The organism is Mesorhizobium sp. 131-3-5, from assembly GCF_016756575.1.
Taxonomy (GTDB): domain Bacteria; phylum Pseudomonadota; class Alphaproteobacteria; order Rhizobiales; family Rhizobiaceae; genus Mesorhizobium; species Mesorhizobium jarvisii.
Window position 1 is genome coordinate 2,317,301 of sequence record NZ_AP023254.1, and the last position, 25,903, is coordinate 2,343,203.

The 25,903-nt window shown below is 57.3% G+C and carries 35 protein-coding genes and 1 pseudogene; 20 read left to right on the top strand and 16 right to left on the bottom strand.

Annotated features, from left to right (window positions below; genetic code table 11):
• The first annotated feature begins 536 nt into the window (after positions 1–536).
• From JG747_RS11140 to JG747_RS11150, 3 genes are all read left to right on the top strand, one after another.
• Positions 537–986, top strand: a complete 450-nt coding sequence (locus JG747_RS11140) for a hypothetical protein (protein ID WP_202361781.1) — start codon at positions 537–539, stop codon at positions 984–986.
• A gap of 189 nt (positions 987–1,175) precedes the next feature.
• Positions 1,176–1,451: a hypothetical protein gene (locus tag JG747_RS11145; protein ID WP_202361782.1), complete on the top strand. Its 276-nt coding sequence runs from the start codon at positions 1,176–1,178 to the stop codon at positions 1,449–1,451.
• Positions 1,448–3,103, top strand: a complete 1,656-nt coding sequence (locus JG747_RS11150) for a recombinase family protein (protein WP_202361783.1) — start codon at positions 1,448–1,450, stop codon at positions 3,101–3,103. The genes JG747_RS11145 and JG747_RS11150 overlap by 4 nt, the downstream gene beginning before the upstream one ends.
• A 1,109-nt stretch (positions 3,104–4,212) precedes the next feature.
• Here the strand turns inward: JG747_RS11150 and JG747_RS11160 are convergent.
• The 4 genes from JG747_RS11160 to JG747_RS11175 form a co-directional block, all read right to left on the bottom strand.
• Positions 4,213–4,365, bottom strand: a complete 153-nt coding sequence (locus tag JG747_RS11160) for a hypothetical protein (protein WP_202362399.1) — start codon at positions 4,363–4,365, stop codon at positions 4,213–4,215.
• A gap of 1,706 nt (positions 4,366–6,071) precedes the next feature.
• On the bottom strand, positions 6,072–6,476 hold the full coding sequence (locus JG747_RS11165; protein ID WP_202361784.1) for a TadE/TadG family type IV pilus assembly protein: 405 nt from the start codon (positions 6,474–6,476) through the stop codon (positions 6,072–6,074).
• Positions 6,466–6,906 (bottom strand): TadE/TadG family type IV pilus assembly protein, encoded by a 441-nt coding sequence (locus JG747_RS11170; protein WP_202361785.1) that lies wholly within the window; start codon positions 6,904–6,906, stop codon positions 6,466–6,468. Before JG747_RS11170 ends, JG747_RS11165 begins: the two co-directional genes overlap by 11 nt.
• Before the next feature lie 6 nt (positions 6,907–6,912).
• Positions 6,913–8,136 carry a pilus assembly protein TadG-related protein gene (locus JG747_RS11175; RefSeq protein ID WP_202361786.1) on the bottom strand — a complete coding sequence of 408 codons (1,224 nt, stop codon included), beginning with the start codon at positions 8,134–8,136 and terminating at the stop codon, positions 6,913–6,915.
• A gap of 275 nt (positions 8,137–8,411) precedes the next feature.
• Between JG747_RS11175 and JG747_RS11180 the strand changes: the two genes are divergently transcribed.
• The gene (locus JG747_RS11180) at positions 8,412–8,651 is read left to right on the top strand and encodes a hypothetical protein (protein WP_202361787.1); all 240 of its coding nucleotides are present in this window, start codon (positions 8,412–8,414) and stop codon (positions 8,649–8,651) included.
• A gap of 199 nt (positions 8,652–8,850) precedes the next feature.
• On the opposite strand, the gene JG747_RS11185 is transcribed toward JG747_RS11180, so the two are convergent.
• The 3 genes from JG747_RS11185 to JG747_RS11195 all read right to left on the bottom strand — a co-directional run bounded on the left by JG747_RS11185 (position 8,851) and on the right by JG747_RS11195 (position 10,369).
• Positions 8,851–9,378: a flavodoxin domain-containing protein gene (locus JG747_RS11185; protein WP_202361788.1), complete on the bottom strand. Its 528-nt coding sequence runs from the start codon at positions 9,376–9,378 to the stop codon at positions 8,851–8,853.
• Between the two features lie 114 nt (positions 9,379–9,492).
• On the bottom strand, positions 9,493–9,879 hold the full coding sequence (locus tag JG747_RS11190; protein ID WP_244748369.1) for an Hsp20/alpha crystallin family protein: 387 nt from the start codon (positions 9,877–9,879) through the stop codon (positions 9,493–9,495).
• A gap of 70 nt (positions 9,880–9,949) precedes the next feature.
• A complete protein-coding gene (locus JG747_RS11195) occupies positions 9,950–10,369 on the bottom strand; it encodes an Hsp20/alpha crystallin family protein (RefSeq protein ID WP_064981654.1) in 420 nt (139 codons plus the stop codon).
• A 691-nt stretch (positions 10,370–11,060) separates the two neighbouring features.
• On the opposite strand from JG747_RS11195, the gene JG747_RS11200 reads away from it, so the two are divergent.
• Positions 11,061–11,249 carry a hypothetical protein gene (locus tag JG747_RS11200; RefSeq protein WP_147377464.1) on the top strand — a complete coding sequence of 63 codons (189 nt, stop codon included), beginning with the start codon at positions 11,061–11,063 and terminating at the stop codon, positions 11,247–11,249.
• 404 nt (positions 11,250–11,653) lie between these two features.
• On the opposite strand, the gene JG747_RS11205 is transcribed toward JG747_RS11200, so the two are convergent.
• The gene (locus tag JG747_RS11205; protein WP_064981652.1) at positions 11,654–12,169 is read right to left on the bottom strand and encodes a lipocalin family protein; all 516 of its coding nucleotides are present in this window, start codon (positions 12,167–12,169) and stop codon (positions 11,654–11,656) included.
• 198 nt (positions 12,170–12,367) lie between these two features.
• Here JG747_RS11205 and JG747_RS11210 point away from each other — a divergent pair, with 198 nt between their 5' ends.
• A complete protein-coding gene (locus tag JG747_RS11210; RefSeq protein WP_202361790.1) occupies positions 12,368–12,568 on the top strand; it encodes a hypothetical protein in 201 nt (66 codons plus the stop codon).
• Between the two features lie 127 nt (positions 12,569–12,695).
• Here JG747_RS11210 and JG747_RS11215 read toward each other — a convergent pair whose 3' ends face one another.
• Complete coding sequence (locus JG747_RS11215; RefSeq protein WP_202361791.1) at positions 12,696–13,145, bottom strand: YidB family protein; 450 nt, start codon at positions 13,143–13,145, stop codon at positions 12,696–12,698.
• A 121-nt stretch (positions 13,146–13,266) separates the two neighbouring features.
• Between JG747_RS11215 and JG747_RS11220 the strand changes: the two genes are divergently transcribed.
• Complete coding sequence (locus JG747_RS11220; RefSeq protein WP_202361792.1) at positions 13,267–13,524, top strand: GlsB/YeaQ/YmgE family stress response membrane protein; 258 nt, start codon at positions 13,267–13,269, stop codon at positions 13,522–13,524.
• 139 nt (positions 13,525–13,663) lie between these two features.
• Here JG747_RS11220 and mscL read toward each other — a convergent pair whose 3' ends face one another.
• Both mscL and JG747_RS11230 read right to left on the bottom strand, forming a co-directional pair.
• Entirely contained in the window at positions 13,664–14,086 is a 423-nt protein-coding gene (gene mscL / locus JG747_RS11225; RefSeq protein WP_202362264.1) for a large conductance mechanosensitive channel protein MscL, read from the bottom strand.
• Between the two features lie 276 nt (positions 14,087–14,362).
• Positions 14,363–14,581: pseudogene (locus JG747_RS11230) on the bottom strand (transposase); the annotation flags it as partial.
• A gap of 880 nt (positions 14,582–15,461) precedes the next feature.
• On the opposite strand from JG747_RS11230, the gene JG747_RS37790 reads away from it, so the two are divergent.
• Complete coding sequence (locus JG747_RS37790) at positions 15,462–15,623, top strand: phage upper tail fiber protein (protein WP_446720462.1); 162 nt, start codon at positions 15,462–15,464, stop codon at positions 15,621–15,623.
• A 154-nt stretch (positions 15,624–15,777) separates the two neighbouring features.
• Here JG747_RS37790 and JG747_RS11235 read toward each other — a convergent pair whose 3' ends face one another.
• The gene (locus tag JG747_RS11235; RefSeq protein ID WP_202361793.1) at positions 15,778–16,011 is read right to left on the bottom strand and encodes a helix-turn-helix domain-containing protein; all 234 of its coding nucleotides are present in this window, start codon (positions 16,009–16,011) and stop codon (positions 15,778–15,780) included.
• 208 nt (positions 16,012–16,219) lie between these two features.
• Here JG747_RS11235 and JG747_RS37795 point away from each other — a divergent pair, with 208 nt between their 5' ends.
• From JG747_RS37795 to JG747_RS11250, 4 genes are all read left to right on the top strand, one after another.
• Positions 16,220–16,285, top strand: a complete 66-nt coding sequence (locus tag JG747_RS37795; RefSeq protein WP_446720470.1) for a phage upper tail fiber protein — start codon at positions 16,220–16,222, stop codon at positions 16,283–16,285.
• A 53-nt stretch (positions 16,286–16,338) separates the two neighbouring features.
• Complete coding sequence (locus tag JG747_RS11240) at positions 16,339–16,602, top strand: hypothetical protein (RefSeq protein ID WP_244748370.1); 264 nt, start codon at positions 16,339–16,341, stop codon at positions 16,600–16,602.
• 453 nt (positions 16,603–17,055) lie between these two features.
• Positions 17,056–17,283: a DUF768 domain-containing protein gene (locus JG747_RS37800; RefSeq protein ID WP_446720613.1), complete on the top strand. Its 228-nt coding sequence runs from the start codon at positions 17,056–17,058 to the stop codon at positions 17,281–17,283.
• A 26-nt stretch (positions 17,284–17,309) separates the two neighbouring features.
• Positions 17,310–17,567 (top strand): hypothetical protein, encoded by a 258-nt coding sequence (locus JG747_RS11250; protein WP_202361794.1) that lies wholly within the window; start codon positions 17,310–17,312, stop codon positions 17,565–17,567.
• Positions 17,568–17,584: 17 nt separating this feature from the next.
• Here JG747_RS11250 and JG747_RS11255 read toward each other — a convergent pair whose 3' ends face one another.
• On the bottom strand, positions 17,585–17,908 hold the full coding sequence (locus JG747_RS11255) for a hypothetical protein (protein ID WP_202361795.1): 324 nt from the start codon (positions 17,906–17,908) through the stop codon (positions 17,585–17,587).
• Between the two features lie 412 nt (positions 17,909–18,320).
• Here JG747_RS11255 and JG747_RS11260 point away from each other — a divergent pair, with 412 nt between their 5' ends.
• Together JG747_RS11260 and JG747_RS11265 are read left to right on the top strand one after the other, a co-directional pair.
• Complete coding sequence (locus tag JG747_RS11260) at positions 18,321–18,485, top strand: hypothetical protein (protein WP_202361796.1); 165 nt, start codon at positions 18,321–18,323, stop codon at positions 18,483–18,485.
• 737 nt (positions 18,486–19,222) lie between these two features.
• On the top strand, positions 19,223–19,396 hold the full coding sequence (locus JG747_RS11265; RefSeq protein ID WP_167470428.1) for a hypothetical protein: 174 nt from the start codon (positions 19,223–19,225) through the stop codon (positions 19,394–19,396).
• Positions 19,397–19,659: 263 nt separating this feature from the next.
• Here the strand turns inward: JG747_RS11265 and JG747_RS11270 are convergent, their stop codons facing one another.
• Positions 19,660–20,034, bottom strand: coding sequence for a hypothetical protein (locus JG747_RS11270; RefSeq protein WP_147377463.1), 375 nt, complete (start codon positions 20,032–20,034; stop codon positions 19,660–19,662).
• Positions 20,035–20,382: 348 nt separating this feature from the next.
• On the opposite strand from JG747_RS11270, the gene JG747_RS11275 reads away from it, so the two are divergent.
• Positions 20,383–20,658: a hypothetical protein gene (locus tag JG747_RS11275; protein WP_202361798.1), complete on the top strand. Its 276-nt coding sequence runs from the start codon at positions 20,383–20,385 to the stop codon at positions 20,656–20,658.
• 383 nt (positions 20,659–21,041) lie between these two features.
• Here the strand turns inward: JG747_RS11275 and JG747_RS11280 are convergent, their stop codons facing one another.
• Both JG747_RS11280 and JG747_RS11285 read right to left on the bottom strand, forming a co-directional pair.
• Positions 21,042–21,551: a hypothetical protein gene (locus JG747_RS11280; protein ID WP_202361799.1), complete on the bottom strand. Its 510-nt coding sequence runs from the start codon at positions 21,549–21,551 to the stop codon at positions 21,042–21,044.
• Positions 21,552–21,878: 327 nt separating this feature from the next.
• Positions 21,879–22,184 carry a hypothetical protein gene (locus tag JG747_RS11285; RefSeq protein ID WP_202361800.1) on the bottom strand — a complete coding sequence of 102 codons (306 nt, stop codon included), beginning with the start codon at positions 22,182–22,184 and terminating at the stop codon, positions 21,879–21,881.
• 254 nt (positions 22,185–22,438) lie between these two features.
• Here JG747_RS11285 and JG747_RS11290 point away from each other — a divergent pair, with 254 nt between their 5' ends.
• From JG747_RS11290 to JG747_RS11310, 5 genes are all read left to right on the top strand, one after another.
• Positions 22,439–22,741, top strand: coding sequence for a DUF1330 domain-containing protein (locus JG747_RS11290; protein WP_064980664.1), 303 nt, complete (start codon positions 22,439–22,441; stop codon positions 22,739–22,741).
• Between the two features lie 234 nt (positions 22,742–22,975).
• Positions 22,976–23,815 carry a hypothetical protein gene (locus JG747_RS11295; protein ID WP_202361801.1) on the top strand — a complete coding sequence of 280 codons (840 nt, stop codon included), beginning with the start codon at positions 22,976–22,978 and terminating at the stop codon, positions 23,813–23,815.
• A gap of 93 nt (positions 23,816–23,908) precedes the next feature.
• A complete protein-coding gene (locus JG747_RS11300) occupies positions 23,909–24,070 on the top strand; it encodes a hypothetical protein (RefSeq protein ID WP_202362400.1) in 162 nt (53 codons plus the stop codon).
• A gap of 736 nt (positions 24,071–24,806) precedes the next feature.
• Complete coding sequence (locus JG747_RS11305; protein ID WP_202361802.1) at positions 24,807–25,664, top strand: ATP-dependent DNA ligase; 858 nt, start codon at positions 24,807–24,809, stop codon at positions 25,662–25,664.
• A complete protein-coding gene (locus JG747_RS11310; RefSeq protein ID WP_010915370.1) occupies positions 25,661–25,861 on the top strand; it encodes a DUF768 domain-containing protein in 201 nt (66 codons plus the stop codon). Before JG747_RS11305 ends, JG747_RS11310 begins: the two co-directional genes overlap by 4 nt.
• Positions 25,862–25,903: the final 42 nt, after the last annotated feature.

The following is a 25,903-nucleotide window of genomic DNA, read 5'->3' on the forward strand; positions in this document are numbered from 1 at the left end:
GGCACTTATATGGCCGGCGATGAGGCCGCAGTTCCTCTTGAGTTATGTGCCGCCTGGTTCTGGATTACCGACTGGCTTAGAGCCTAGACCAGCCTCGACAAGTCGTCGGAAGGCCTCCGATCTGGTGGGTAGATCGGGCTGATTTCGGCGCCATTCGTCAACGCGGGCAAGCAAGTCACTCGTAAGCCGCAGTTCGAAGCGCTCAGTTTTGTTATCAATAGCATCGGGCGTGTTTGACAATGACTATGTCCGTAATGTACGGTATGTACGTAAATTGTGGTTTGCGCTTTGCGGCCGAACAACGTGCACGAACACGTCGCTCGGCCTGACCACAACCCAAGCTGATTGGAGCTCGGATCGTGATTGATTCCGACAATACCACGACTTTGCCTTTCGTCATCGGTCGCCAACGCGATGAGTTCGAGAGGCCCGGGCCCCAAGCCACAGATTCCGCTTTGAGACTATGGAGCGAGTGGCAACGAGCTCGATATGCCTCATTGCTGTTGTGTCGAATTCAGCAGCGGATGGAGGCGCGAATGATCGCTAATACCGGAATTCAGGTATTGACTGCGGGCGAGCCGATGCCGTGGCAACTATCAGTGTCTACTAGGGTTCCAGACTCTGAGCATGCCATAGCTTGCGAAGCCGAGGTCTTTGCGATGACCGAAGCTCTTAAGCTCCAAGATTCGATCCCCGAAGTCGCGGCTACATCGCTCGTCGGCGTCATCGCCAAGTTGGAAATGATCGTCGGCGCTGATCGAGATATCGGCGACCCTACCGACTTCCCGTGGCCGCACATAGGTTCCGTGCTGCGTGACTTGAAGGCGATCGCGGGAGGTTTGCCGGTTTGTTGCGGGAGCCGGGAAAGGACGCGGAGCGATATCGCCAAGCATTGGGAGTCCGCCGTCAAGCTGGTCGCCGCTCTGAAAGAGGAGGGCGAGGCGGAGCAGTCTGGCGATGTAGCGGACTTCCCACACGCCTTCTGAAGTGATGGCGCGCCTGGATGTCAGCATCAGGACGTTCCCACTTGTCGCCTGCAGCCCGACCTTAATGATTGAGACGAAACCGCACGACGCAAGTCATTGCACGCTGTGGCCCTACGATATGAACTTCGTGCTTTCCTTGGCAGTCCGAAGGACTCTGATTGCGGATCGATCCATAGTTGGGAGACCGCAATGGCAGAGGAAACCAGGACTGGCTCACAGGCTTTGGCTCCGGCGAACGACAACGGCGACCTCGCCGGCCTTGAAGGTTGCCCTGAAACCATGGTGGCGGCCAAGCTGGATGGGGTCGTGCTGGATATCGCCCGGCTGATCGGCCGGCAGCTGGCGCGGGAGGCATTCGAGGCGGGGCTGGCGGCCAACGACAATCGGCCGGGCCGCCGAGAGGGAGAGGGCAGGGTGCCGGATGGCAAACCCTCTGGGAACAGGAGAGAGGATCCGCCGCCATGACCCGTGTTGCACTCTATGCCCGCTATTCGTCCGACAACCAACGCGAGGCCTCCATCGAGGACCAACTGCGACTTTGCCGAGAACACTCAGTTAAAGAGAGATGGACTGTCGTTGGGACCTATGCCGATGCTGCCATCTCTGGTGCAAGCATAGTCCGTCGACCAGACATTCAGCGGCTGCTGAGTGATGCTCAAAGCGGGCAGTTCGAGATCGTTCTTGCCGAGGCGCTTGATCGCCTCTCACGCGACCAGGAAGATGTGGCTGGTCTCTTCAAACGGCTGCGCTTCGCCGGCGTCAATCTCGTCACCCTTTCCGAGGGTGCAGTCGACGAACTTCATGTCGGCCTCAAGGGAACGATGAACGCGCTCTTCCTGCGTGACCTTGCGGTTAAGATCAGGCGCGGACAAAGCGGACGAATATTGAATGGCTATGCAGCTGGCGGCCTTTCCTATGGCTATCGCGTGGTCAAAAAGCTTGATGAAAGCGGCGAACCGATCCGCGGTCTGCGCGAGATCGATGAGCATCAAGCCCAGGTCGTGCGCAGAATCTTTCAGGAGTTCGCGGTCGGTCGATCAGCGCGTGCGATAGCTGCTGATCTCAACAAAGAAGGTATCCCATCGCCCTTTGGTGGCGCTTGGGGCGCCTCGACGATCAACGGCAATCTCAAGCGAAGAAGCGGCTTCCTTTACAACGAAATCTATATCGGTCTGCTCGTTTTCAACCGTATAAAGATGGTCAAAGACCCAGAAACCGGCAGGCGCATCTCGCGGCCGAACCCGCCCGAAGCGTGGCAGGTCATAGAGGTCTCGCATCTACGCATCGTGGATGATGCGCTCTGGGAAGCAGCCCAAGCTCGCAAGAAGCTATATGGAGGTGCGAAACTCCATAATCGCCGACGGCCGAAACATATGTTCTCAGGGCTCGTACGGTGCGGCTGCTGTGGCGCTTCCTACACCGTGAAGAATCAAGACCAACTGGCCTGTGCTGCGCATCGTGAGAAAGGAACCTGCACCAACAGCAGGACGATCCGTGTTGGCGACCTCGAAAAGCGTGTGCTTGCTGGCGTCCAGCGGCGATTGCTGGCGCCAGATGCTATCGCAAGCTTCCTTGCCGAATATCACGCCGAGCAAAAGCGGCTGAATGCCATGAACTGCCAACGGAATAAGGAAGCTGAGAAGCGGCTCATCGGCATCGACAGGCAGATTGCCAATATCGTCGATGCCATTGCCGACGGTGTCTCGACGGCCAGCATGAGATCGAAGTTGCTGGACCTTGAGAGCGAGAAGGAAGGTCTAGCGCGAGAGCTACAAGCCATTGCAGCCGCTGAGAGCATCGTGGAGTTTCATCCGGCGGCGGTCGAGGCTTATCGCCGGAAAGTGTCAGAACTCCAGCGGACGCTGCAATCCGACGAAAGCGAGCGTCACGAGGCAGCGAGGATTGTCCGTTCGCTAGTTGCCACGATCGAGATCATTCCGACCGAGGGCAGGGGGCATATTGAGCTAAAGGTCCACGGCGCGCTGGCGGAGCTCCTCAACCTGGCAATCCGCAAACCAGGAGAGGCGCCTAACGCTGTATTGATGGTAGCGGGAGAGCGCTACCGCCTTTCCCCCCGCTCGGAAACCCCGCGATATTTTCTACAATGTCGGGCGTGATGCGCCTCTGTCTAGGTGGCGCAAAAGACCGGTCAACGGGAACACGTTGGCTTGGTCTATACCGCCGATACCAGCCCGACCGGCTACACTACCAGGGAGAAAAAGCCCGGTGCGGGGGGCGCGACCGGGCTCTTCCTTTTAGACGACAACGGCCGCGCCTAGTGATTTTGGCGCCAACGGTCCCAATGCTAAATTAGAAAGTCTGAATAAACCGTTGCAGGTCAAATCTGCCGGCGCCGCAACCCTGTCCCAAGACAGGTGGGCAAGTGACGGTCTTGCCGGGACAGCCTGTTCGGTGTGTGCCTCGCGGGCAGCATTTTCCGTCCGAGGCTACCCGTTCGCTGCAATCAAAGATTTTACCTGTACCCCCACAGCGAGGGCATCGAAACCGTCTGAAATCCGTCACAGACTGCCAGCCCCGGCTAACACACTTACGGTGCCAGCAACGGCGAAAGAGATAAGTTAGTCGCACCTAACGTGCCTACTTCCGCGCCTGACCCTCCGCTTGACGGAACATTAGTCATTCCTAAGCGATAGGGTGGTGCCCGCGTCCCCTTGCCGAAGATCGGTCTCCGATCGGTCCGCGCATCCCCGAGTGGCGCGGGCTTTCGACTGCCCAAGGGGAAAAGATGCCCGACACCAGCCTGCCACAACCTACATGGGCCGGTACTTGTAATTTAACTAAATTAGTTACAACTTATATACCTGTTCTCGGGATTGGCCAGGCGATGTATTTTCCGCAGTTTCTGGTGGGAATGCTGACGTCGTCTGGCGTCGTCGGGGCTTGGGTCTATGTGGCCACAGGATCTGTCTGGAAGGCTGTTGCCTGGTCCATTATCGCTGCGGTTTTGTTGCAGGTCGGGTACTTCGCGCTTGTGTTCAGGCTGGTCTATGGGCGGCGGCGAGACATGAAGCAAGAGCACATAGACGAGGCTACTCCGGTTCGCCCTTCCGCAGCCTCACCCCGGCGCCGCCGCCATTCTCGGGGATGAACTCGACGCCGGCCGCTTCGGATGGCGTCCAGGTTGCCCCTGGAACGCGTTGCCCCTTTTCGAATGAAAGGACGTCGGGATATCTTCGCGGCCTCAGCAAGGGCCGCTTGGTCTAGTTCAACTAGCCCGCTCTGCGTCGATGCCCTGCCCACTATCGAGTGCGGAAACCCCATAGTGTGGGATCGAGACGCTGACACGATCTTCGGTCACGCGCTTCCGCACGATCGCTGTGATCGCAACCTCGTCGCCGGCCTTGATGCCCTTCGCCATGCCACGATTCTGGCGCCGTGGGCGGCTTCGTCAAGCGGTCTACAATATCCGAACGAAAACTTGCTTGCCGGTCAGCCCGCGATCGCCATTTCAATGCCAACGCCAAGGCCGATTGCGAGGACCATGAGCTATTGCTAATTTAGTGAAATTTTAACCACTCACTTAGGACCAGGCTGGTAGGGATCGGCTTCTGTCCATATAGCGGTACTGAAAACGAATGTTTTTTCCGCGATTTCTGGTGGGGATGTTCACCACTACGGCCGTAGTGGCGATCTGGACTTACCTTGCAACGAGTCTAGTTGTTGAAAGCGCTGGCCTGGACCTTCCTCACTTTGATCGTATTGCAGGTTGGATAATCTGCTGCTGGGATTTGTGCTTTTCAATAGGTCCACGCCCGCGACGAAGGCGACCGAAGAAAAACCGGAACCGGTTCAGACCATTCGTCGAGACACCGGTGTTCATCACAGAGCCGATAATTCAGCGACAAGCCGGCCACAACCTACATCGTGAGCGTCTTCGACAAGCGAACTGGCGCAAGACTTTAGTCCTGCCATTTTCTAAGCTGAGGGAAATATAAGAACCTTAGCGCCTTGGTTCCTTCTCTCCCGGCTTTCGGCCTCTCGGAAGACCAGCAACAACATCAGCATTTCGGCGGTACCGGCAGGCGATCTGGGCGGCAGGTTCGCGGCGAGAGCTTGAAGCGTCAGGTCGTCCATTCTGCGAATATGCGCCTTTGTCTCGTCTATGACGGCGTCCAGCGCTGATAGGAATTCGGCTGACCTCTGCATCATTAGCTTTCCGTCGATCAGCCCCCCACCATTCCCAATATATGCAGCGACGCTCGCAGCTTTCTAGACGGACCTTGGTGCCACTTTAGCCCATCATAAGTCCTATTGTGCGCGTGGATATCTCCGAAACTTTCAAATACCTGACTTCTGCATCAGGTCGGCGACTCGCATGCCAAGCCTAGCGGTGAATTCGCCATTGTTGGCGACGAAATCCCAACAGAAGAAGGCTCCCAAGCAAAAAAGCAGAATGGAGAGTCGCATTAGCGTCGCGCCAAAATTCAGTGGGTAGGCATCACATCCACGAAACGGCTGGTTATTGCGTCTTTCCATCCGTCGACAGTGCGTCTGCAAGGGAACACGAGCACGTGGATCTCGTCCTCATCCAGAACGCCCAGTTCGAGGCTATAAAAGAAGGGGGCATTGAGTATGGTCTGCCACATGATCTCGACGAGGCCCTATGGGGAGAGGGATAATGGCTTCAGTTCGAATTTCCCTTCTTTGATTTTAGTCGGTGAAGAACGGCGACATCTTTGCCGGACAGGCCCTACAGGCCAGTTGTTATAATCCACGGGTTGGTGTCATATCCCAACCGTGGCTTTTCCGGCTTTGTTCCATCCGGCAATTTGGCTGTTCCGGTCAAGCTGCAGTCAAGCGCTGGCCTCGGCTTCTTGCTCGAATGTTTGGTAGAGCACAGGGCCGCAGCATCACTGACCCCCACCTTCTTCTCCTTGGCAACGGCGACACAAGTCGCAGCGATCACGAGCGCCGCGCAAACTATAACCACTCTCATCGTATTTCCCCACGGTTGCGCATCCCCAAGATGCCCCGGAGTGACGTAACGTCACTTTTATATTAGCGCAAGCGAATATTGATGACCTTTTTCGCGACAGGAGTCGCGGCTGCTTGGCCCGACTGTTCTTAGCTACCGACCAACGGCACGGTAACGGTTGTTGCGTAGTTGATGGGAAAGCTATTGAGGTAAGGGAAATCGACGACGAACGCATAGGTGGCGGTGAGATGCGCCATGCGGAAACCGCCGCTTGCCGGGTCTATGGCGATCGTCACGTTCACATCCTTCAAACCCAAGGCCTGCAATTTCTGCGTGGCGATCGATTGGATGTCGGCCTGGGTCAGCGTGTTCTGAAGCTGCAGCGAGCGCGATGATGTCTCCAGCGTATAGCGAACGCTGGAGACCGAATGCATCGACCAGCCCAGGGCGAAGATCCCGAACAGCAATATGATGAGGAACGGTGCGATCAGCGCGAACTCTAACCCGGATCCGCCTGATCGATCCCGCCCGAACCCCCTCGCCCTAGCGGACACGGATCACCTCCAGATGGCCGATGACGCTGGAGGCGGAAAAGACCCCGAAGGTGAAGGGCGGCGTCCAGGTGGCCGATGCCTGGATCTGAACATAGACCGACGGCACCTTTGGCCCGCTGCACAGAGTGGAGGCGTCTACCACGGTCGTCCCGCACATATAGATCCGGCTTAGCGTGACCTGGCCGTCCGCAGGCCGTTTCTCCCAGCTTGAAATGGCAACGGCCTGCGTCGCCGTATCATTGGTCGATCCTTCCATGATCAGGTTCGCGGCGGTCTTCACGCCGGCGCGCATCGACAGCGAACTCGTCACATAGGACCAGCCGTCGATGATGCCGAGCAGCGCCGCGCACAGGAACGGCAGGATCATCGCGAACTCGACCGCCGCGACGCCCGTATCGTCGCCAAGGATCCGTTTTGATCGGCGCTCCACGGACAGCTACTCGACCAGCGCGACGGACTGCGTCGCTGGAATGTCTCGCATTCCGAGGCTCGTGCAATCCTGGTTGATGGTTGAATTGCCGGACCACTGGATCGTATCGGCAACCACCTGGGTGCACCCGTTTTGGCCAGCGAAATTGCCGAGATAATTCACCTGCTGCTTGGGGAAATAGAGCGCACCAGTCAGCAGCGAGGTCGCCGTGCCGTTGAAGGTGCTCTGTCCGCCGGTGCCCGTCCTGTCACCATACATCAGCACGCCGGAATAGGTGCCGGACGTCGGTGCGCTCAGGGTAACGGTTGCGTTGCCGTTCATCGAGACACGCGAGGCACCGGCGAAGTAAATGGTGACGCCGTTGCCTGAGACGTTGGCGTTCGCATTCACTTTGAAGTCGCCACCCTGGATGACATAGACGCCAGGCTGCAATGTGACGTTGCCGCTGAGGCTGAGCCCGTTGCAATAAGTACCCGGCGCCAGGCTTGATTTGTTGGCGTTCTGACAGGGATTCGAAGCCGCGGGAGCGGGCAGGTCGGCAAATGGATCTGCGGCAGGCAGCGCCTGGGTTATCGGGGCCGGGCAGACGGTCGTAACGGGATTGCTGAGCGAGACACCGCCTCCCGAAATCAGGCAATCAGCCTGGAGGCTCGCCGAGCCCTGGAGCTTGATGGCGTCAGATGCGATAGAATTGGCCATCACTGAGCAGCCTGTGACTTTCACGCTGGTGTTTCCTGAAAACAGCGCTGCCTGCGAAGCGGATGGGTCGAGCGCGAGCATGCAGGCCTTCGAAGCGTTGGTAATCAGCGCCACAGCTCTCGCCTGCTCGGGTACCTGACCCTGCGTGAAGATCGAGGTGAAAATTCGGTCGAGGTTCTGGGCGACGATGACCTCGACCGCTTTCTTCGCCGTGTTCGGCCCGGACACCGGCGGCGTATTAACGACGATCGTGCCCGAGCCCAGCCCGTTCGTGGCCGCCGACCGAGTCGCGGCCGCGATGACCGTCGGCTTATCGGACCCAGAGATCTGTTCGAGCGCGCCGGCATAGGCCGCGGCATCGGCCGTCGCCTGCAATTTCAGGCTGTTGTAGTACCAGTAAGAGGTCTCGACACCAAAGCCGGCAGCGCCGACAACCATTGGCAAGGCCAGGGCGGCAATGATGGCAACATTTCCACTTGTGCCGCGGGCCGTTGCAATACGCCGAATCTGGACAAAGCCGTTGAATGCCATGGGATAAATTAGAAAGCACGCATATATGAATGAACCGCTAAACCGTCCTTTATATTTTGCCTCTGACATCGAGGGGCGAACGTTTGTTTACAAGCCATCGCTTAATTATTATTCAAGATGTCTAATTTAGAAATCGATTATGCGTTTTTCGATTCTGCTTTTTGGCTGGGCAGGTTTTTTTGGGTGGGACTTCGCCGCTAACCATGGCGAATTCACCGTCGGCCTCGGCATGAGAGTTGCCCATCTAATTCGCTAGCTTCTATACGGTAGGTTTGATGTCTTCAAACACGCGAAGAAATCCTGCGGAACTGCTGGCTACCCTTGTCGAGTGCATTGAAGACATGAACTCCCAAGTTTCTGAAATGAACGACGCTTCTCTCGAAAGACTTTTGGATTCGCTACCCGCTATAATAGCCGCAGGCAGCGCTGAAATGGTGTTGTCTGTGATGCTCTATCGGGAAATCCAGTCTCGTGATCGTGGAAACGTGGTGGCCTTCCCTATTGCCAAGCGGTAGCCATCGCCCTTCGCCTGTGTACAGGTTTGTGATGGTGCCGAGATGCCGCGCAGAGTCGGATAAGACTATTGCGGGGACCGCCAAACAGACGCACTGGGGTCGCGACCGCCCGCGGACAAGGCTGCTATACGTCATGTTTCTTGCACGACAGCGGCTAACACAGTGAAGGAAGTACCACTGTATATCGTGGGCTGATCATCTAACCGGCTGTCTCAAGAAATCGATCAGCGAAGTCAGCGAGTGCGTTCCAGTCAGTGAATTCGTGATCGCGCTCCGGGCTTGGATCGCCGCTCTTCATAACGACGAATTTGACGAACTGCTCCTGAAAGTAATCGTATTTGTTGAAGCGCAAAGCACCCCCGAGAAGGAGGGTCATGGATGGTTGCCACTCTGTCACGGAGACGAAGTGATCCACGTATTTTTGAGCTTGCGTCTTATGGTCCCTCAGCGCCGCCGAAAGACTGACGGATATGAAGGCCGAAGGCTTGTTGCTCAGCGCGTCGTGATGCGCAAATACGAAGTTCGTGACGGTTTCCTGGTGGTGCTCTTGGTGGACCGACGCAGCGATGATGAACGCGTCGAAGTGTCCGAGCTTCAAATCGGATGCGGGCGCTGCGCTGTCACGCAACTCCACCTGGTGCCCGCGCTCGCGAATACGCGTTGCCGTCCGTGCAGCAATTTTCCCCGTCTGACCTTCGGTCGTTCCATAGACAATCAGGATGTTCACGATATTCCTCCGACAACAGCGCCCCCGTCTTGTTTACCGAGAGGACCCGGGGCGCGAGCCAGGGAATAGGCTCTGCTAACCGCTGGCGAGCGCGGCGTCTGCGCAATTCAACCGTCAGGAAACCGATCTAACCTCGATCCGCTTTGCCGCTGCCTCCGGAGCTCTCGGGATGGCGAGGTGAAGCACACCGTCCTTCATGTTCGCCTCAATTCCATTGATGTCGAAATCCCCGGAGAGAGTGAACTGCCGCTCGAAATCGCCGACATCATACTCGCGATAGGCCTGGCTGTAGCCCTCTGGCGTATCCTGTTTGACGCGGCCATAGATCGACAGCACCCGCTTCTCCAATGTGACCTCCAAACCCTCGGGGCCAACGCCGGGCAGATCCGCAACGACGACAAGGCCCGTTTCGGTTTCGTAGATGTCAACTCGTGGCACGAAGACCAACTTCTCATGGGTCCGCTCGCCCGCGTCCTGCTCCGCGGGCAGCTTGCCTTCCAATTCCGGTTGGCTAGCCGGCGTGGCCTGAGAATGCTTGCTTCCCTTCGTTCCCGCTCCCGGGGCCTCTCTCTTAGCCATGACCCGCCTCCTTGCTCGCCTTCACATGAATGCGCTTTGGCTTGTCCTCTTCGGCCCGAGGAAGATCCAGAGTCAGTAGGCCATTGAGGAGATCTGCTCCAACCTTGTTCGGGTCCACCACAAACGGCAATGACACAGTCCGCGCAAACCGGCCTTGACGACGCTCGCGCCGGTGGTATGCCCGCCGGGCATCGTCAGCTTCGGTTTGCCGCTCTCCGCTGAGCGTAACGGAATCTCGGTGGATCAAGATGTCCAAGTCTTCTGATCTTACCCCAGGCAGTTCAGCGGTGATGATGACGCCGTCCTGGTTTACGAAGGCATTGACCGCAGGGAATTCCAGTCGGCTCACTTCGTCTTGGAGGCGGCGTATGTTGCGGAAAGGATCTGCGCCGAATAGCGTCCGTGCAATCATTGTCTCCTCCTCGGAAAGCCGCCCTGCAACGCCCTCAGATTTTCTGGGGCAGGGCAATCGCCGCTCTTCATCGCCCATCGGCGGAGCGCTGTGAGCCAAGTACCGAACCTACGGCTCCCACCTTGCAGCTCTTAACCCCAGAGTCGCCCAGGTGGTGCCGCAGGTTCGTCCATCATGTTTCACTGGCAATCTGGTTTACCTGACTGGATTCCCGTTCGCTTGAACGGTTCTCCATGTGTATGGCCAGGTTGTCTCCGCATGACGATCAAGAGAATGCTCCGCTAGCACTTTGTCGCCTTGACCTGAATCAATTCGAGCAGCACATTGGATGGTTCCACTCTGATCCTGTTTTGGCTAAAGCTGATTGACAACCCGTAACTCGCCGCCTCTGTACAAACCATTGCCGATCCGGATCATGTCGATTTAGGGTTCTCGGGCCGTACAGCGTCGTGTAACGCGGTGACGCGAAATGCTTCCTGTCTCACGGAAGTCAACTCGTGGCGCGGCCGCGACAGCAGCCGAAAGGTTTCAAGGACCAGCAGGCTCAACATGCCGTCGCGAGCGAAGTTCTGAGCGCAAACAAAAAAGTCCGCAGCTCGGAGCCAAGCGGGGGAATATCAATGCGAATTTGTACCGCGATGGGCGCGTGCGGGTCATAATCGCTCTTCATGACAAAGCGAGGGTCGCAGCGATGGCCTACACGGTGATTTGGTACGGCAAACAGGGCATAGTTGAAAAGGTGCCCTTCGATGCCGAGAAAGCCGCGCGGCATCATGCCCTCGCGACTTTTCCCGCTCGCAGGGAGGTTGACGGTATCGTGGCGGTGGAAGTTCGCAAGGAGGGCGGCACAGTTGTATTCAGCAAAGCAGGGGGCAGCTAAAATCTCAGCGCTTTGGGCTTAGGCCGATCTCCTCGCCCCTCACCTTTGTCGCCGATCTCTTTATCCAGCTTCCTATGCTTGTCCTGATTTTCAGTGCTGTTCGCCAACCCCGGCTGTTCGAACACGCTGACGACTACGTTCGTGCCGATTATTGGTCCTTCATAGTTTGTTGATCATATTAGCCGATGATAATAAGCGGACATGCTAGGTACTTCGTACATGCCACAATGGCCCTGGCGCATTCACCCTGGCGCCGGGGCTACAGCGCCGCTAGCCCGGCCGAGGCATGGCCGGCACAATAACACCTTGATCAGATCCAAATGCATACAGCTATGTTCCTCGCCCAACCGGTCGGCGAGCGCTGCACCAACGGCGGAACTTTCCGGCGACGACAATCTCCGGAATTAGCCGGCCAGCATATCATCGGTGACTTCGCGGCCAGTATGGCGAGGGACGATCAGGTTCGTGAGATCGAATCCCTGGCGCTTCGCTTCGGCAAGATATCGTTCGCGGGTATCCTGCGCCAGGTCTGGGCTGCGTGCGAGCAGCCAGAGATATTGCCTGTCGGGCGAACCAACGAGAGACACCTTGTATTCGGGATCGAGCTTCAGGACCCAGTAGTCACCGCTAGTGAACGGTATCCAGCGAATGTATTTCGGCAAGAAGGTTACTTTCAACCTGGATCGGGCGTCGTCGACCGGAGTGGCCTCGCCGATTGCCCGCGATGGTTTGCCGTGCTTGTCGAAACAGCGGTTGTCGACGCGAACCTTGACACTGTCGTTCAGTGAATAGTTGGCCGTGATGTCCGTCGCCGTTTCATCTTCATATTTAATCGGGAGCCGGCACAGTTCATACCATTTACCAAGATATTGGCTGAGGTTGATTGAGGTAATGGCCGTGACGGCCGAAGTGTCTGTCATGAAGGTCTCCTTGCCATCGATCCAACCCCTGAACACGCGTAGGGTTCCCAGAGGCCAAATCTTGCGATGTCAATCTCCTTTCTTCGTTCGAGTCGACAGATCCTAAGAGTTGTCCGACCGGTCGTTTGTCGCCAGAGCATTTTGGCTTGGAGAACCCGTGTGGCATAAACCAAAGGCAGAGCCGAAATCCACGACTTCGTGCGCAAGATTGACAAGCCGGACGATGCGACGATGGAGGCACAGCGGGCTGCCCTTGAACAACTTGGTGCCGTCTTCATCGAGGAGAACGGCGGCGGCATCGGAGTCCGGCTGAAGTTCACAGCGGCCGAGACCCGCTGCATAGCCACGGCAATCGATACTAGGCCGAGTGAATGCAATTTTCTCAAAAAACCCCGCTAGCTAAGAGCAAGCGGGGCAAGTTTTGACAGAAGATAGAAGTTAGAAACCGCCTAGTCGGTTGATCGTAGCCTGGTCCGAATCACTCCGGTGTCAACCAATCAAAAGATTATAGCTTGGCTACATGCAATCAGCTGTTGAAGGCCGACTCGACCTGGTGTGGCTGCGGTAGCTGTCCGTTAGGCGTCAGCTTGTCGACGATGCCGGGCAAGGCGGCGGACAGCTGCTTGAGCAGTTCCTGCTCGTCCATCCCTGTCCTTTGTGCGATCTCGCGAATAACTTGGGGCCCTATGGCGCTGCCTAGATCATTCGCATTGATCGGCTGGTTTTGCCCGGTCCCGACCCAAGAATCGGCAACACTGCCATGGCCCGCCTCTTTCAGCCTGCCGAGAAGGCCTCCGAGTCCTCCCAACAATCCTCCATCGGCAGGGGTCGTCCCGGAAGGAGCGGGACTTTGCTGTTGATCCGGCTGGCCGGCGTTTCGGCCGCTCAGCATTTTTCCCACCAAAAGCGCACCGAGCGCGACCATCAGTGGTTTGGTGATGTTTCCGCCAGGAACGGCGTTGTCAAAAAGTCCCATACCAAATCCTCCATTCAACCAAGCAAGCCCTTCGCAAACATGGCGCATCCCGGCGCATATTCAAGCTGGCTTGTGCTTTTGATGATCCTATGAAAATGATGAGCCTGCGGAGGATGGAAGAATGTCAATCATCAGTTGGATCATCCTTGGGGTTATCGCTGGCTTCCTGGGCAGCAAGATAGTCAACAAGACCGGTCAAGGTATTCTCCTCGACATCGTGCTCGGTGTCGTCGGTGCCATTGTCGGCGGACTTATTTTCAGCGCGTTTGGCGCTTCGGGCGTTACCGGCCTCAATATATACAGCTTGGTGGTTGCGGTCATCGGAGCCGTTATTGTGCTGTGGGCCTATCACCAGATCACTGGCAACCGCGCACCTTAGATCAGAATACTTCCAGCTGAGACGCCGGTTTTCCGAGCAACACGTCCGGTCGACGCCTAACCGGCGCTAGGCGGGTGCCCGTCCCTTTCCAACAGCGCGGCTGCGAATAACCTGACTCCTCCAGAAAGCCAGCTTTTGACTATCTCCTGGCGAGGAGGTCGCGAATTTCCGTGAGTAGCGCGACGTCGGCGGGCGGTGGAGCCGCTGGTGTTGCCGGTTTTTCACGCTCGAGCCTTCTGCGCAGATTGTTCACAGCCTTGACCATAAGGAAGATGATGAAGGCGAGAATGACAAAATTCAACGCCACGGTGATGAAGCTCCCGTAGGCAAAGACGGCACCTTGCTTCTTGGCGTCGGCCAGCGAAGTGGCATTGACCGCTGAGGAAAGGCCGAGAAAATAGTTATTGAAGTCCAACCCGCCAAAGATCGCACCGACAATCGGCATGATAATATCGTTGACCAGTGAATCAACGATTTTGCCGAAAGCTGCGCCGATGATGACGCCGACAGCCAAGTCCATCACATTGCCCTTGGAGATGAATTCCTGAAACTCCTTGAGCATCATCGTATCCTCCGGGTTACTGCCTGTTCGAGAGATTGAACTGAGGGCGATTGCGATAGTTGTAAGGATCCAGAACGAAACGGGGCCGGCGCGCAACTGCACCGGCCAAAGCGGGCCATGAGAACACGCTCTGAGCGTATCCTACCGCACATTATCATTGTCGCAAGTGAGACTGAGTGTCCAAGCGCCCACCCAATCTGAAACGCTCAGCCGGCCAACGCCATTCAAATACCAACGCCAAGGCCTCTAGCAAGGCCCACGAGTAGCTTCCCGGCAAAGTCTGGCGAAGGCCTGCTCGATCGGATTGAGGTCCGGAGAGTAGGGCGGCAGGCAGCAAAGCCTGGCGCCTGCAGCCTTGATCATCTGCCTCATGGCCGCCGACTTATGACTTCCCAGATTATCCATGACGACGATGTCGCCGGGCTTCAGAACGGTGACGAGATGCTGCTCGACATACGCGCGAAAGCATTGGCCGTTGATCGGTCCGTCGAAGACGGACCTTAGGGCCACTTTAGCCCATCATAAGTCCTATTGCGCGCGCGATATCTCCGAAGCTTTCCAATGCCTGACTTCTGCATCAGGTTGGCGACTCGCATGCCAAGCCTAGCGGTGAACATTGTTGGCGGCGAAATCCCAACAGAAGAAGGCCCCCAAGCAAAAAAAGCAGAATTCGAGAGGCGGAGGAAACCGCCGAAGCTGCGCAGGCGGCAATGCTCGTTGCGCGTAACAATATCAGGGCCGCCACCGGCCTGGCCGAACGTGCGTTCGATCGTTTCGAGAAGAAGGCGGTGATCACGCCCTTGCTGGTGAAGGAGGGGACCGGGTCGTCAAGGTCTTCCCCGGCAGCACTTACCCAGCGGCTACCGCTGACGAGATCGCCCTCGGAAAATTCTACGCCAACCAGGATGAATCCTCGCCAACAATCCCGTCGGGCGTCTGGCCACTGCGGCCTAAGCGGAGAACATCACCATGTCCGAACAAGCCGGCTCCGTCACGGCCAACACGACCGCCTTTGAGGCGGCGCTTGCTCGGGCGAAAGAGCGCGCTACCGAATGAGATGGTGAGGCAGTTCTTCATCGAATTTGCCGGATCGAGCGACGAGATGCGCGAGCGGCAACTAGCTGCGACCATCGCCAAGGTTGAACCGAAGGGCCAGGCCTGATGCACAACGCAACGAAAGAGGTAAGGGCATGAAAACGCTTCCCATCGGGGGCAATGAGGTCATCAGCCTCCCTGCCTACAACGTGATTTCATCACAAGCGGTTCGGGCTCTATCGAGCGACTTGGCGACAATCCTGGCGATCCATCATCTGGAACGAAGACGACGTTCACAGCCGATACGGCCATCGGCCCATTCCCAGGCTGGACCAGGCACATGCTGCGGTGCGTCCCGTCCAGTGCCGTTCAGTTACGACATCGCTACTGCCGATTTCCCGGCCGTCACATCGGCGATCGAGGCATCACAACTCTTTCCCAAGCAGACTATGACGCTCTGTCGCCTCCCGAGCCGGCAACGCTCTACCTGATCATGGGCTGATGGCTGCCCGGCTCGCCTTGACGCTTTCGGCCGGCGTCGTGCTGGCGCTTTGCGTGGCCCTCTAAAGAACGAAATCTGTGGGGCTTGCCTTGCCGCCGTCGTCTACCTGCGGATGTACCAGCGACTACGGGGACAGTCACAACGCCGCTTGGGGTCAAGTTCGAAGCCTAACGCCCCGTCCAATGATCGTCGTTTCGCCAATAAACTGTACGCCGCCCGCCTCAAGCGCCTGCTGAAGTGCGGAAACGGTCCTTCCCTGAGGGCCGGTTGTTGCGCCACGGTCAAGATTCGCTACGCAAGTGACAGAGACTCCCGCAGCCTTTGACAGTTCCTTTTGTGTCCACCCCAACAGCGTGCGCGCACTGCGGATTTGTTGTGGCGTAACCATTCGAATCACCCCTCCTAAAAGGTCGTCCTGATTTTCGACGCCTGCTAGAACTTTCAATTCGTGTAAAATGTTCCGGAAATTAGCACACGCTGATTGAGTCGCGTTTTGCGAGTGTGTGCATGCGTCTGAAGTTCATCGAGCCTCTGGAGATGATGGGCGGCTGAATCTAAGCCGGACTTCGAAAGCGGGCGTCTAGCGCGTCGCCAAACTGACACAGGCTGAATACGACGCTCTGTCGCCGGATCCGACGACGCTTTACCTGATCGTCGGTTGATGGATGCCTAGCCGGCCTTACAAATTGGTATGTGAACGTACAACCGAATCCGCTTGAAACACCGACTGGGGCAGATCTATAAAATTCGCTTGGTTCCCCATTGCTACGAGGCAACGGCGATGGACGGCGGGACGAATGGCAAGGTCCACCCTTGCGTTGAAGTGGTCGAAGCCTGCGGCGAATGGCACGTTCGCGTCGTCGACGGCGATCAAAACAAGACCCTGACTTTCGAACTGGAATCCTACGCCCTAGCCTATGCGGAAGGCCAGCGGATGCGGCTAGGGCTCGATAAGATCGAACGCTCTAGGGCTTTTTGAGTATCCGTGCTTCCCTCAAAAGAGAGGCCCAATTGTGCTGCCCCAGCAAGGCGACAAGCTCGCTGGCTTAGGCTTCAGTTATACCGGTTGCTTGCGTCAGGCGACGCGCGACAACGCCGCCCACTGTCTCTGGTGGCCTGCCCAAATCGTCAACCATGTCGGGTATCCTTCGCTGACCCAACGGAACTAGCGCGTTATGGTTCCGGCGACCGAGACGGTCAGCCCGCGATCGCCATTCCAATGCCAACGCCAAGGCCGATAGCAAGGCCCATGAGTCGAGGCATTGGAACCGAATCAGGGGCATGCGGCTTGTTAGCTTTCAACGAAGCTTACATGAGGCGCGCCTAATGTTCCGAGACAAAGAAACACGAGCTCTAGAAGCGGCGCTGATAGCCGCGGTGCCAATCTCGATCCTGATCGCGGTGGCGATGGTTCCCCTTACGTACGGTTGGTTTGGGTAATGAGCGCGCGCGGCACAGACTTGCTTACAAGTGGATATCAAAGCACGTCCCTAAAACGGCTGTCGCCGATGTCATCTCGGTCGCCGACCTTACCGAGCAGCTATTCGCGGACGCCAAGGCCGCAGGCATTAGCAGCAACGAGATCGAGGAAGACACTGGCAGCGTCTACGAGGCGATCCTTGATGCCATAGTGCATCACGAACCTGGCATGGCTGACTGACTTGTGCGCGGCTATGATCGCCCTCAATGACAAAGGGCTGGACGTTCCAAGAACTGATCGACGCCAGGATGACGGTGACGGCGTTCTGCAACAACCCGGCCTGCCATCATAAGCAAGAGCTCGACTTAGTGAAGCTCCGCGACCGCTTCGGCGCGGATGCGCCGGCAATGGAATGGGACATCAGGCCTAAGCTTCGCTGCAAGAAGTGCAACGGTAACGACGTTGGCTTGGTCTATACCCCCAATACCAGCCCGACCGGCTACGGCAAGACCACGGGTGAATAAAGGAGTGAGGGCTCAAGCTACATTGCTTCTGCGGGCGCGAAGAAGCAGTTTTCGTGCTCCTCGGTCGGGTGCAGGCAGATATGGAAATTGTCATCGCCGGAAGGAATTACGACATCATAGGGGACGAAATAGCGTTGTTGGTGAGTGACTCTACGGTGATCGCCAGGCTTCAAGATGACGACGTAACCATCAGGTCGTGGCGTCACAGATGTGCTGGGAATTTTGTCGCACTCCCCGTTCACCAGATCGCCATGACAGCAAGCGGGTGGATAGGTCCAGTTACTATCGGCGCTGTGCGCAAATGCAGGGACATCGTCAAGTGATGCGGCCGTGGCGATCACGAGGGCGAAGCTCCCAATGGGCCGATGTGCGATCCCGTGCAATCTAATGGTTCCCCAGAACGGCGACCCCTCGCTTTTCGTAATGAGAATATATTAGCGCGGGCTAATTGTCAGCCCCTCCAAGCTGAGGGAAATTAAGGACCTTTGCACCTTGGTTCTTTCTCTCCCGGCTTTCGGCCTCTCGGATGTACGCGCGATATCTTCGAAGCTTTCAAATCCCTGACTTCTGCATCAGGTTGGCAACTCGCATGCCGAGCCTAGCGGTAAACTCGCCATTGTTGGCGGCGAAATCCCAGCAGAAGAAGGCCCCGAGGCAAAAAAGCAGAATGGAGAATCGCATTAGCGTATTCTAATATAGGACATTGAATAAGCGTTAAGGCAAATGCGCCGTCTTGAGTGCCAGGGGGTAGCGATGTCTGAACAGCCGGAAACGACCTACGTGGTGAGCGTCTACGAGGCGCCGAATTGGCGCACAGTGCTAACGACCAACGATAAGGCCAAAGCACTCGCCTGGGCGAGAGAGATCGGCGACAACGTGCGCGTCGAGGAGATCACTCCGAAGCAAATTAAGCGCTAAAGCGCTCGGCGAAGTCGGCGACATATCCTGTGATAGATCGGCGAGCTTTGCAGGTCTCGGGCTGCGTGCGTAAGCAGCAACACGATAAAGAGAACCACCACTGCTGACGCGAAGCCGGTAACGAGAGCCATCCGTGAAAACGGCCCTGATGTCGGGAGGTTCCCTTGAAAGATGGCCGACACCTTGTTGGGCGGGGGCGTTGGGGTAAAGGCGCCGGCCAGGCGAAAATTTGTCCGCCGCGCAGCATATATGCCCGATTTGTCAGCCTTGGGTTATGGTGTGATCGCGGAAGGGGCTCACCCGAACTAGGCTTCCTTATCCTCTTCACCCCAATGTCGCCAGTGATTGGGCACCACATCTACTAAATGGCCGGTTATGGCGTCTTTCCATCCGTCGACAGCGCGTCTGCAAGGGAACACGAGCGCGTGCATACCATCCTCGTCCAGAACGGCCAGTTCCAGGCTATGAAAGAAGGGGGCATTGAGTATAGTCTGCCATGCAAAAACGATGCGCTCTGTCGTCTCCGCCGGCTTTGATTTTACGCAAATCCTTAAAAGCCCAACAGCGGCCGACTCGGAGAATGTTACATTATCGCTCCCGGGAACATTAGCTGCCTCTAATGGTTGAGCCGAGCGGCAGGTGGTGCCCTCCATCTCCTGCCGAAGATCGGTCTCCGATCGGCCCGCGCTCCCTCCGCCGATTAGGGGGTGCGGGCTTTAAGAAATATGGGAATAGCAATGGCAGACAAGTCGGGCACAACGTACATCGTCAGCGTCTTCGACAAGCCAAACTGGCGCACGATCCTCACCACAAAGGATGAAGCTGAAGCCCTGGCGCTGGAGCAGGCGATGTTTCAGGTTGGCGCGAAGACGCGCGTCGAGGAGATCAGGCCGAAGCCAAAGAAGCGGTAAGTCGGCTCACTTGCACCGCAACCGCTGGGGCAGCAGAGAAAAAGCCCAGTGCGGGGGCGCAACCGGGCTTTTCCTTAGATGCACGACAGTGGCGCCTACTGATTTTGGCGCTGACGGTCCAATATTAAATTAGAAATTCTGAATAAACCGTTGCAGGTCAAAGCGGTGGACGGCGCAACCGCATTCCATCTCCAAGGCCCGGCAGCGCTTCGATCACGCAATCTCTGGTTCTTACCTAAAACCGCGCCATTCCACTGCGCGAATTATCGGGCAACGCGTTCGAGCAAAGCAACGATTTGCTTGGCGATTGGATCAGCTTCATTGTTAAACAATTCAATCATTTGCTTAGCCGGTACCACAGGCGATTGATATCTATCGTTGAGCAAGGCGGCCACACATTGCTCGACTGAAATTGACCCATCGAAACCAAACTCAGGATGCCGCTCCGGATTCGCTGTAAACCATTCACGGAGAAGCACAGACAAGGTCGGTGGTTCAGATGAAGAGAGTGCGGTTTCGACAATCCGACGGACTGCTTCTGCCCTCGGCGGCAAATCAGGTTGGCTGCGTCGCCATTCGTCGACAAGCTTCAGGAACTCCGGATTCGCGCGCATTTCAAAACGTTCAGTCTTCATCATTGCGATATAGCCGTTTACGTGCATTCCGGCAAGTACGTACAAACCCGTTGACACATTAGCCATAGCGGGATGCCGAACACCCATGTTCCGGCACCTGGCGGAGCTATGCCCGCTATCTGCCGCATCTTCCGCCTTCGCCTAGCGCTCTCATGCTGCGCACTGCCAACCAGCTTTCCGACCATGCTGCTCATCAAGAGCTATGAGGGGAAGGATCGATGAACACTCATGTCCGCGCCCTGAAGCCCTACGGAATGCCAAAGGGGATGAACCCGCGCATATGGCGCCAGGAAGTCGAGAAGCGCCTGAACGACCTCCTAGACCGCGCTATGAGCCTGATTACCGCATCTCATGGAGGCCGATTGCGATCTGGAGGAAACGGCCGACGACGAGCCGTCGATCGGCTGGGCGGATCGAGGCCCGCAAGCTGGCGGACTCAACGACGATTGCGAAATGGACGACTCCGACCGAGAGGAAAGCGGCGACGAGCATGAGCCGTCGCTTGGCTGGTCCAGCGCGACCGACCAGAACCTAGCCTTGGCCGACTTCGGCACCGCGCGCGATGTCTGTTTCTTTGATGGTGAGCAGCACGGCGGCGATGCGCCCGAGCAGCCCAACTACTATTGAACGTCGCGGAAATGTTTTCCGCCAAGCAAGGCCCGCTGCCTCATCGTGGCGGGCCTTTAGTTTTGTGCCGTAAGGACGAGCGTTTTGACGGATTTAGTTGAGCCGCCGCCCCGCTCCAGGCAATGATCCGGAATGTTTGGCCACGTCGCGTTAGCGCACTCTATTTCCTTGACCACAGCCGCCCCGGCGGGTTGGGTCTCCTCAGAAGCATACGACATCATGAAAACGGTTTTAGTTACCAGGGTTGCCAAGACTGCAACCTGGACCATAAGGGCTACGAAAGCGATCTTTTCAAGCATACGCAATTAATGCGGATGCCACGCGCCGGTTCCATCTAACTCGATATTGTCGCCCTCCCGCTGCCTCACGGTGGCGGGCCTCTGTCACTGTGCGACGAAACTGGAATCGACAATTGTGCAGTTAGCGGTATTCAGAGAGCCTACCGCGATGGCGGTATTATGGCCGCCAAACCCATTCTTTGCGCGATATTCCATGAGCACAGTCCGGCAGCCGTTTGCATTTGGTGTTGACTTGGTCCTTACGTGCTCAAACGAATCCGGATCTCTCAATCTGTCCTTGACCTTCGCGACTAGATCGCTGCTCGATCCGTCCCAGACGCTGAAGCATTTTCCAGCTTCAATGCTGGCGTGATCACCCCCCGAGCAAGCCTTCGACGCGGCAAACACCGCAAACAAAATCGCCAAGGTGACACCAACCCTTTTGTTCCGGCCCACGTCGCTGACTGAAGTCGCACTAGCTGCTGGCTGCGCTTGCGGCTTGGGCGGGGGTGACTGAGCCGCGACCCGATATCGCTTTCTCAAAATGTCACGAGCAGCCTCAAAGTCGCTCTGGTCAACGTCGCCCCTTGCGCGCATGGCCGTCAGGTCAGCCATTGCTTTACTATATCTAGGATCTACCGCTTCCCGCTTGATTCCCCCAGACGGGGGAGACCCGCCCGAGAATCGCCCTCCCATAACCCCCTCCATGTCGCGTCCATGTCGCACGGACCTGCCGATAGTCGCAGGAAACTCTTGGAAATCAACCGGTGGTGGTTCGCCCAAATTCGCGGGCGTGCTGGCGTGGTCGCCGCTGTAGACGGCCCGGCCGCCGCACAGCTCTGGGTGACAAAGGGGGACGGCAACCGGGCCTTCCGGGAATGGAGATACCCGGCCCGTCAAATATGCACAAAGGCTAATGGAAGGGCAATCTGCACGTTCCGTTCAGGTCGGCTTGTCGACGAGTGGCTTCCTTTTCGTCGGCGGCACATAGCTTGTCACCAGCTTCACGGCTGCAATGTCGACCGTCACCGGCGGGGACAGATTCACAGTAACTGTATTCTCGTCGACCGGGAGGACATTGCCGGTGAGTTCTATCGGCTGGCCTTTCTTCAGAGTCGATGTCCGGTCCACTATCGAGTGTGGAAACCCATAGTGCGGGATCGAGACGCTGACCCGATCTTCGGTCACGCGCTTCCGCACGATCGCTGTGATCGCAACCTCGTCGCCGACCTTGATGCCCATCGCCATGCGATGATTCTGGCGCCGTTGGTGGCTTCGTCAAGCGGTCTCTAATATGCGAATGAAAACTTGCTTGCCGTTCAGCCCGCGATCGCCATTCCAATGCCTACGCCAAGCCTAGGACTGAGACACTACCTGCGGTCGCGCCGGTTGGCGAATACATACGCTTCTGCTAATATAAAAGCATTTTATCAATATACGTGAGCCCAAAAAGAACCAACGCCAAAGAAATGGGGGGTCGGCGACAGAGGGAAGGAGCGCAAATGGCCGCCCATCTTATCGCGGATGTAGATATAGAAGACGCTGCCGCGTTTGAGGAATACCGGCGGGATGTTCCAGCCACGGAGGAGCGCTATGGTGGGCGATATCTGGGTCGTGCCGGTGCGACCAAGGTTCTCGAAGGTGATTGGGAGCCACACCGCTTGGTTATCGTCGAATTCCCCGACATGGCTTCATTGATGGGTTGGTACAATTCGCCGGAGTACGCCCGCCTGATCGAAATTCGAAAACGTTGCGCCAGCACCAGGATCATTGCGCTGGAAGGGATCACACCACCCACTGCGTGACAATCCTGCGAAGCGGGCCTTTGGGCCGGCAAAACAAGGATCTCAGTCTCAAAATTGGCCGGAGATATGCCTATGGAATCCAATCATGGCAATAGGGATAGAGATATGGTCTGTTATGGCGCTTTCATCGCCAAGGCAGGCTACGATCACGTTCGATCAATGACGCTGTGCCGGCCGGATTGACCTTTCGATCTGACGCCGTCCTGTAAAGTGTCGATACCGGGGAACCTAGTCATGAGCGACAATAAGCCGACTGTAGACGTTACCAAGGACTGGCAAGCATCGCAGGGCCAGAAGTCCGGTGCCACGCGCCTTCGCCTTTTCGCAGTGCTGTCGTGGGTTGTTGCCATTGGCGGCGAGATCGCCGGCATTGTTTTGCTCTACCGGCACAAATTCGACCAGGACAACCTGCCGCTACTGATCGGCATTCTGATCGGGATCGCGATTTTTGCCATCGCCGGCAGCCTGCTTTGGAAGGCGGCCAACAGGCAGGACCCGGCTCGCGAATCCGAGCCATTCAGGTTCTTCGTCCAGAACCAGCTCGGCGCGATCATCGCGCTTATTGCCTTCTTGCCGCTGGTTCTGCTGATCCTCAACGACAAGAACATGGACCCGAAGAGCAAGAAAATTGCCGGCGGCGTCGGCGCGGTGCTCGCCGTGCTGGCGACGCTGATCGGGGTCAGCTACCAACCCCCGTCGGTGGAGCAGTACACGCAGGACATGAACGCGTGCGCTTCGCAGATCAAGTCGGGGCAGCCGACCACAGCCTGTTCCCCCGAGGTCGCCGCCCAGGCGCAGGCGATCGCCACCGACTCCACCACGGTGGCTGCTGCGACGAAGGACTCGGCACACCCCAATGGCCAGGATATCGTCTATTGGATCGCGCCGGAAAACGGCGCCGCCAAGTCCGGGACAGAGCATGTCTTCCACCTCTGCGCAGCCGTCAGTCCGCTGAAGGACAAGACCGTGAACAGCGGTACCGTGACGGAGGCCTACGCACAGAACGCCATCCGCATCACCAAGCAGATCGAGATGGAACAGAAGCAGTGCGGGTTCACGACCACGACCCCATAAATCCGCGATGAACTGGCCGTGCGAGGCGAGTATCTGGCTTGCGCCCCCGCGATGCGGTTCATTGAGGATACCGTCGTTCGAATACCGGAGCGCGTGATCCAGATCGCCACAGCGCAGTTGCGACTGAACGACGCCGGGGCCGCCTCCCCTTGCGTTGAAGTGGTCGAAGCCTGCGGCGAATGGCACGATCGCGTCGTCGATGGCGATCAAAACAGGACCCTGACGTTCGAACTGGAATCCTACGCCTTGGCCTAGCGGAAGGCCAGCCGATGCGTCTAGGGCTGGATAAACTCATGCGCCTTGTAGCGCATGTGGATGAGAACGTAAGGTGAAAACCAGCATGGGCTTTGCGGCGGGCAGCTACCCGGCGATTGCGGATAGTTGTAAGGACCCAGAACAAAACGGGGCCGGCGCAGTTGTTTAACCCCAACCCGTGCAACTGCACCGGCTAAAAGCGGGCCATGATAACCGCTCTAAGCACAGCCTATCGCAAATTAGTCCTGTCGCAAGAGAGACTAAGTGCCCAAGCGCCAGCTAAAGCGGAAATTGGCTCAGCCGGCCAACGGCATCCCAATGCCCACGCCAAGGCCGAGTGCAAGGCCCATGAACAGCTTGCCGGCAAAGCTATTTCAATGGCGCGGAAGGGCGCCACCTGGCGCTCCGAGGGCTTGTGATCGTGTCTATGGCCAGATTCTTAGATCGAAAGCCGGAACCTGTGAATCCCCTCGCTCCAACAAGGTCTCTCGGCTGGGAAACGCTACGGAAAGCACGTTGGGTAACGGTTGATTCAACCATTGCTGGTATTATCTCGTAGTTAGGTGGCGGCCCCGACGGTGCGGCAGGGGGTGCTGGGTTGTCGGAGCCGCCTGCGCAGTCCGGTTGGATTTGACCGCGCTGTTCCAAATTAGGACAGCGCGGTCAATTAACCGTTAAAATCTTTTGGAACTAATTAAGCGCATGCTAATTGAATCGCGGTTTGCGAGTCCTGTGTATGCGTTTGAAGTTCGTAGCTCCCCTAATGCCGACCCTTGTTGAGAAGCCTCCGGAGGGCGACGCCTGGATTCACGAAGTCAAGTTCGACGGCTACCGTTCGCAGTTGATCATCGATGAGGACCGGACGCGCATCTACACGCGCAATGGTCACGACTGGACAGCCAAATATTCCGACCTGGTGCAGGAGGCGAAGGGCCTCGGCGCCGAAAGTGCCATCATCGACGGCGAGATCATCGTCACGAACGAAGATGGGTTGTCCGACTTCCGTCCACTCCGCAAGGCGATCACCAGCCGGCAGCACCACCTCTATTTCGTGGCGTTCGATCTGTTGCACCTCAACGGATTCGATCTTCGCGATATGGCGCTGAAAGACCGCCGGGCTGGGCTCTACGCGATAATTCCGACCGGCCTTCGCATCCAATTCAGCGACGCGCTGCCCGGCGATGCCAAGGCGATCTTCGAACTGGTCGACAAGGCCGGGCTTGAAGGCATGGTCTCGAAGCGCAAAGACAGTAAGTATCGGAGCGGGAAATCGACGACCTGGCTGAAGATCAAGGCATATACCATCGACGAATATGAACTGCTCGGGGTCGAGTGTGAGGCCGGCAAGCCGGCATTCGCACTGATGGCGGATCGAAATGCCGGCCGCTATGTCGGCTCGGCTTTCATCAATTCGAGTCAGGCCATCCGCGAGCGGCTGTGGAAGCGTGTCCAGGAGCATGCCGGGCCGGCCCCGAAGGGCCTGAAGCGGCCGGCGACGCAATGGGTCAAGCCCGGCATCATCGGCCGTGTGAAGCATCTGCGGGGCGAGGAAGACCTCCGCCACGCTTCGTTGCAGGATTTCCGTGAGGAATGAGCACGCGAGGCAGCGATTTTGTCTACCATTGGATATCGGACCACTTATCCGACGATCCGATCAGTGACCACGTACTGCTGATCATTGAAATGGCTGTGGATGCGAAACGCGCGGCTGAAGCCCAAGGCATTCCCGGTCACGAGATCGACGAGGAAATTAGCACTATCTACGAATTCATCGTGCATGCGCTGCGCTGACCGCCGCTCGCCGGAGCCTAAGCGGCAGGGCGAACCTATCGC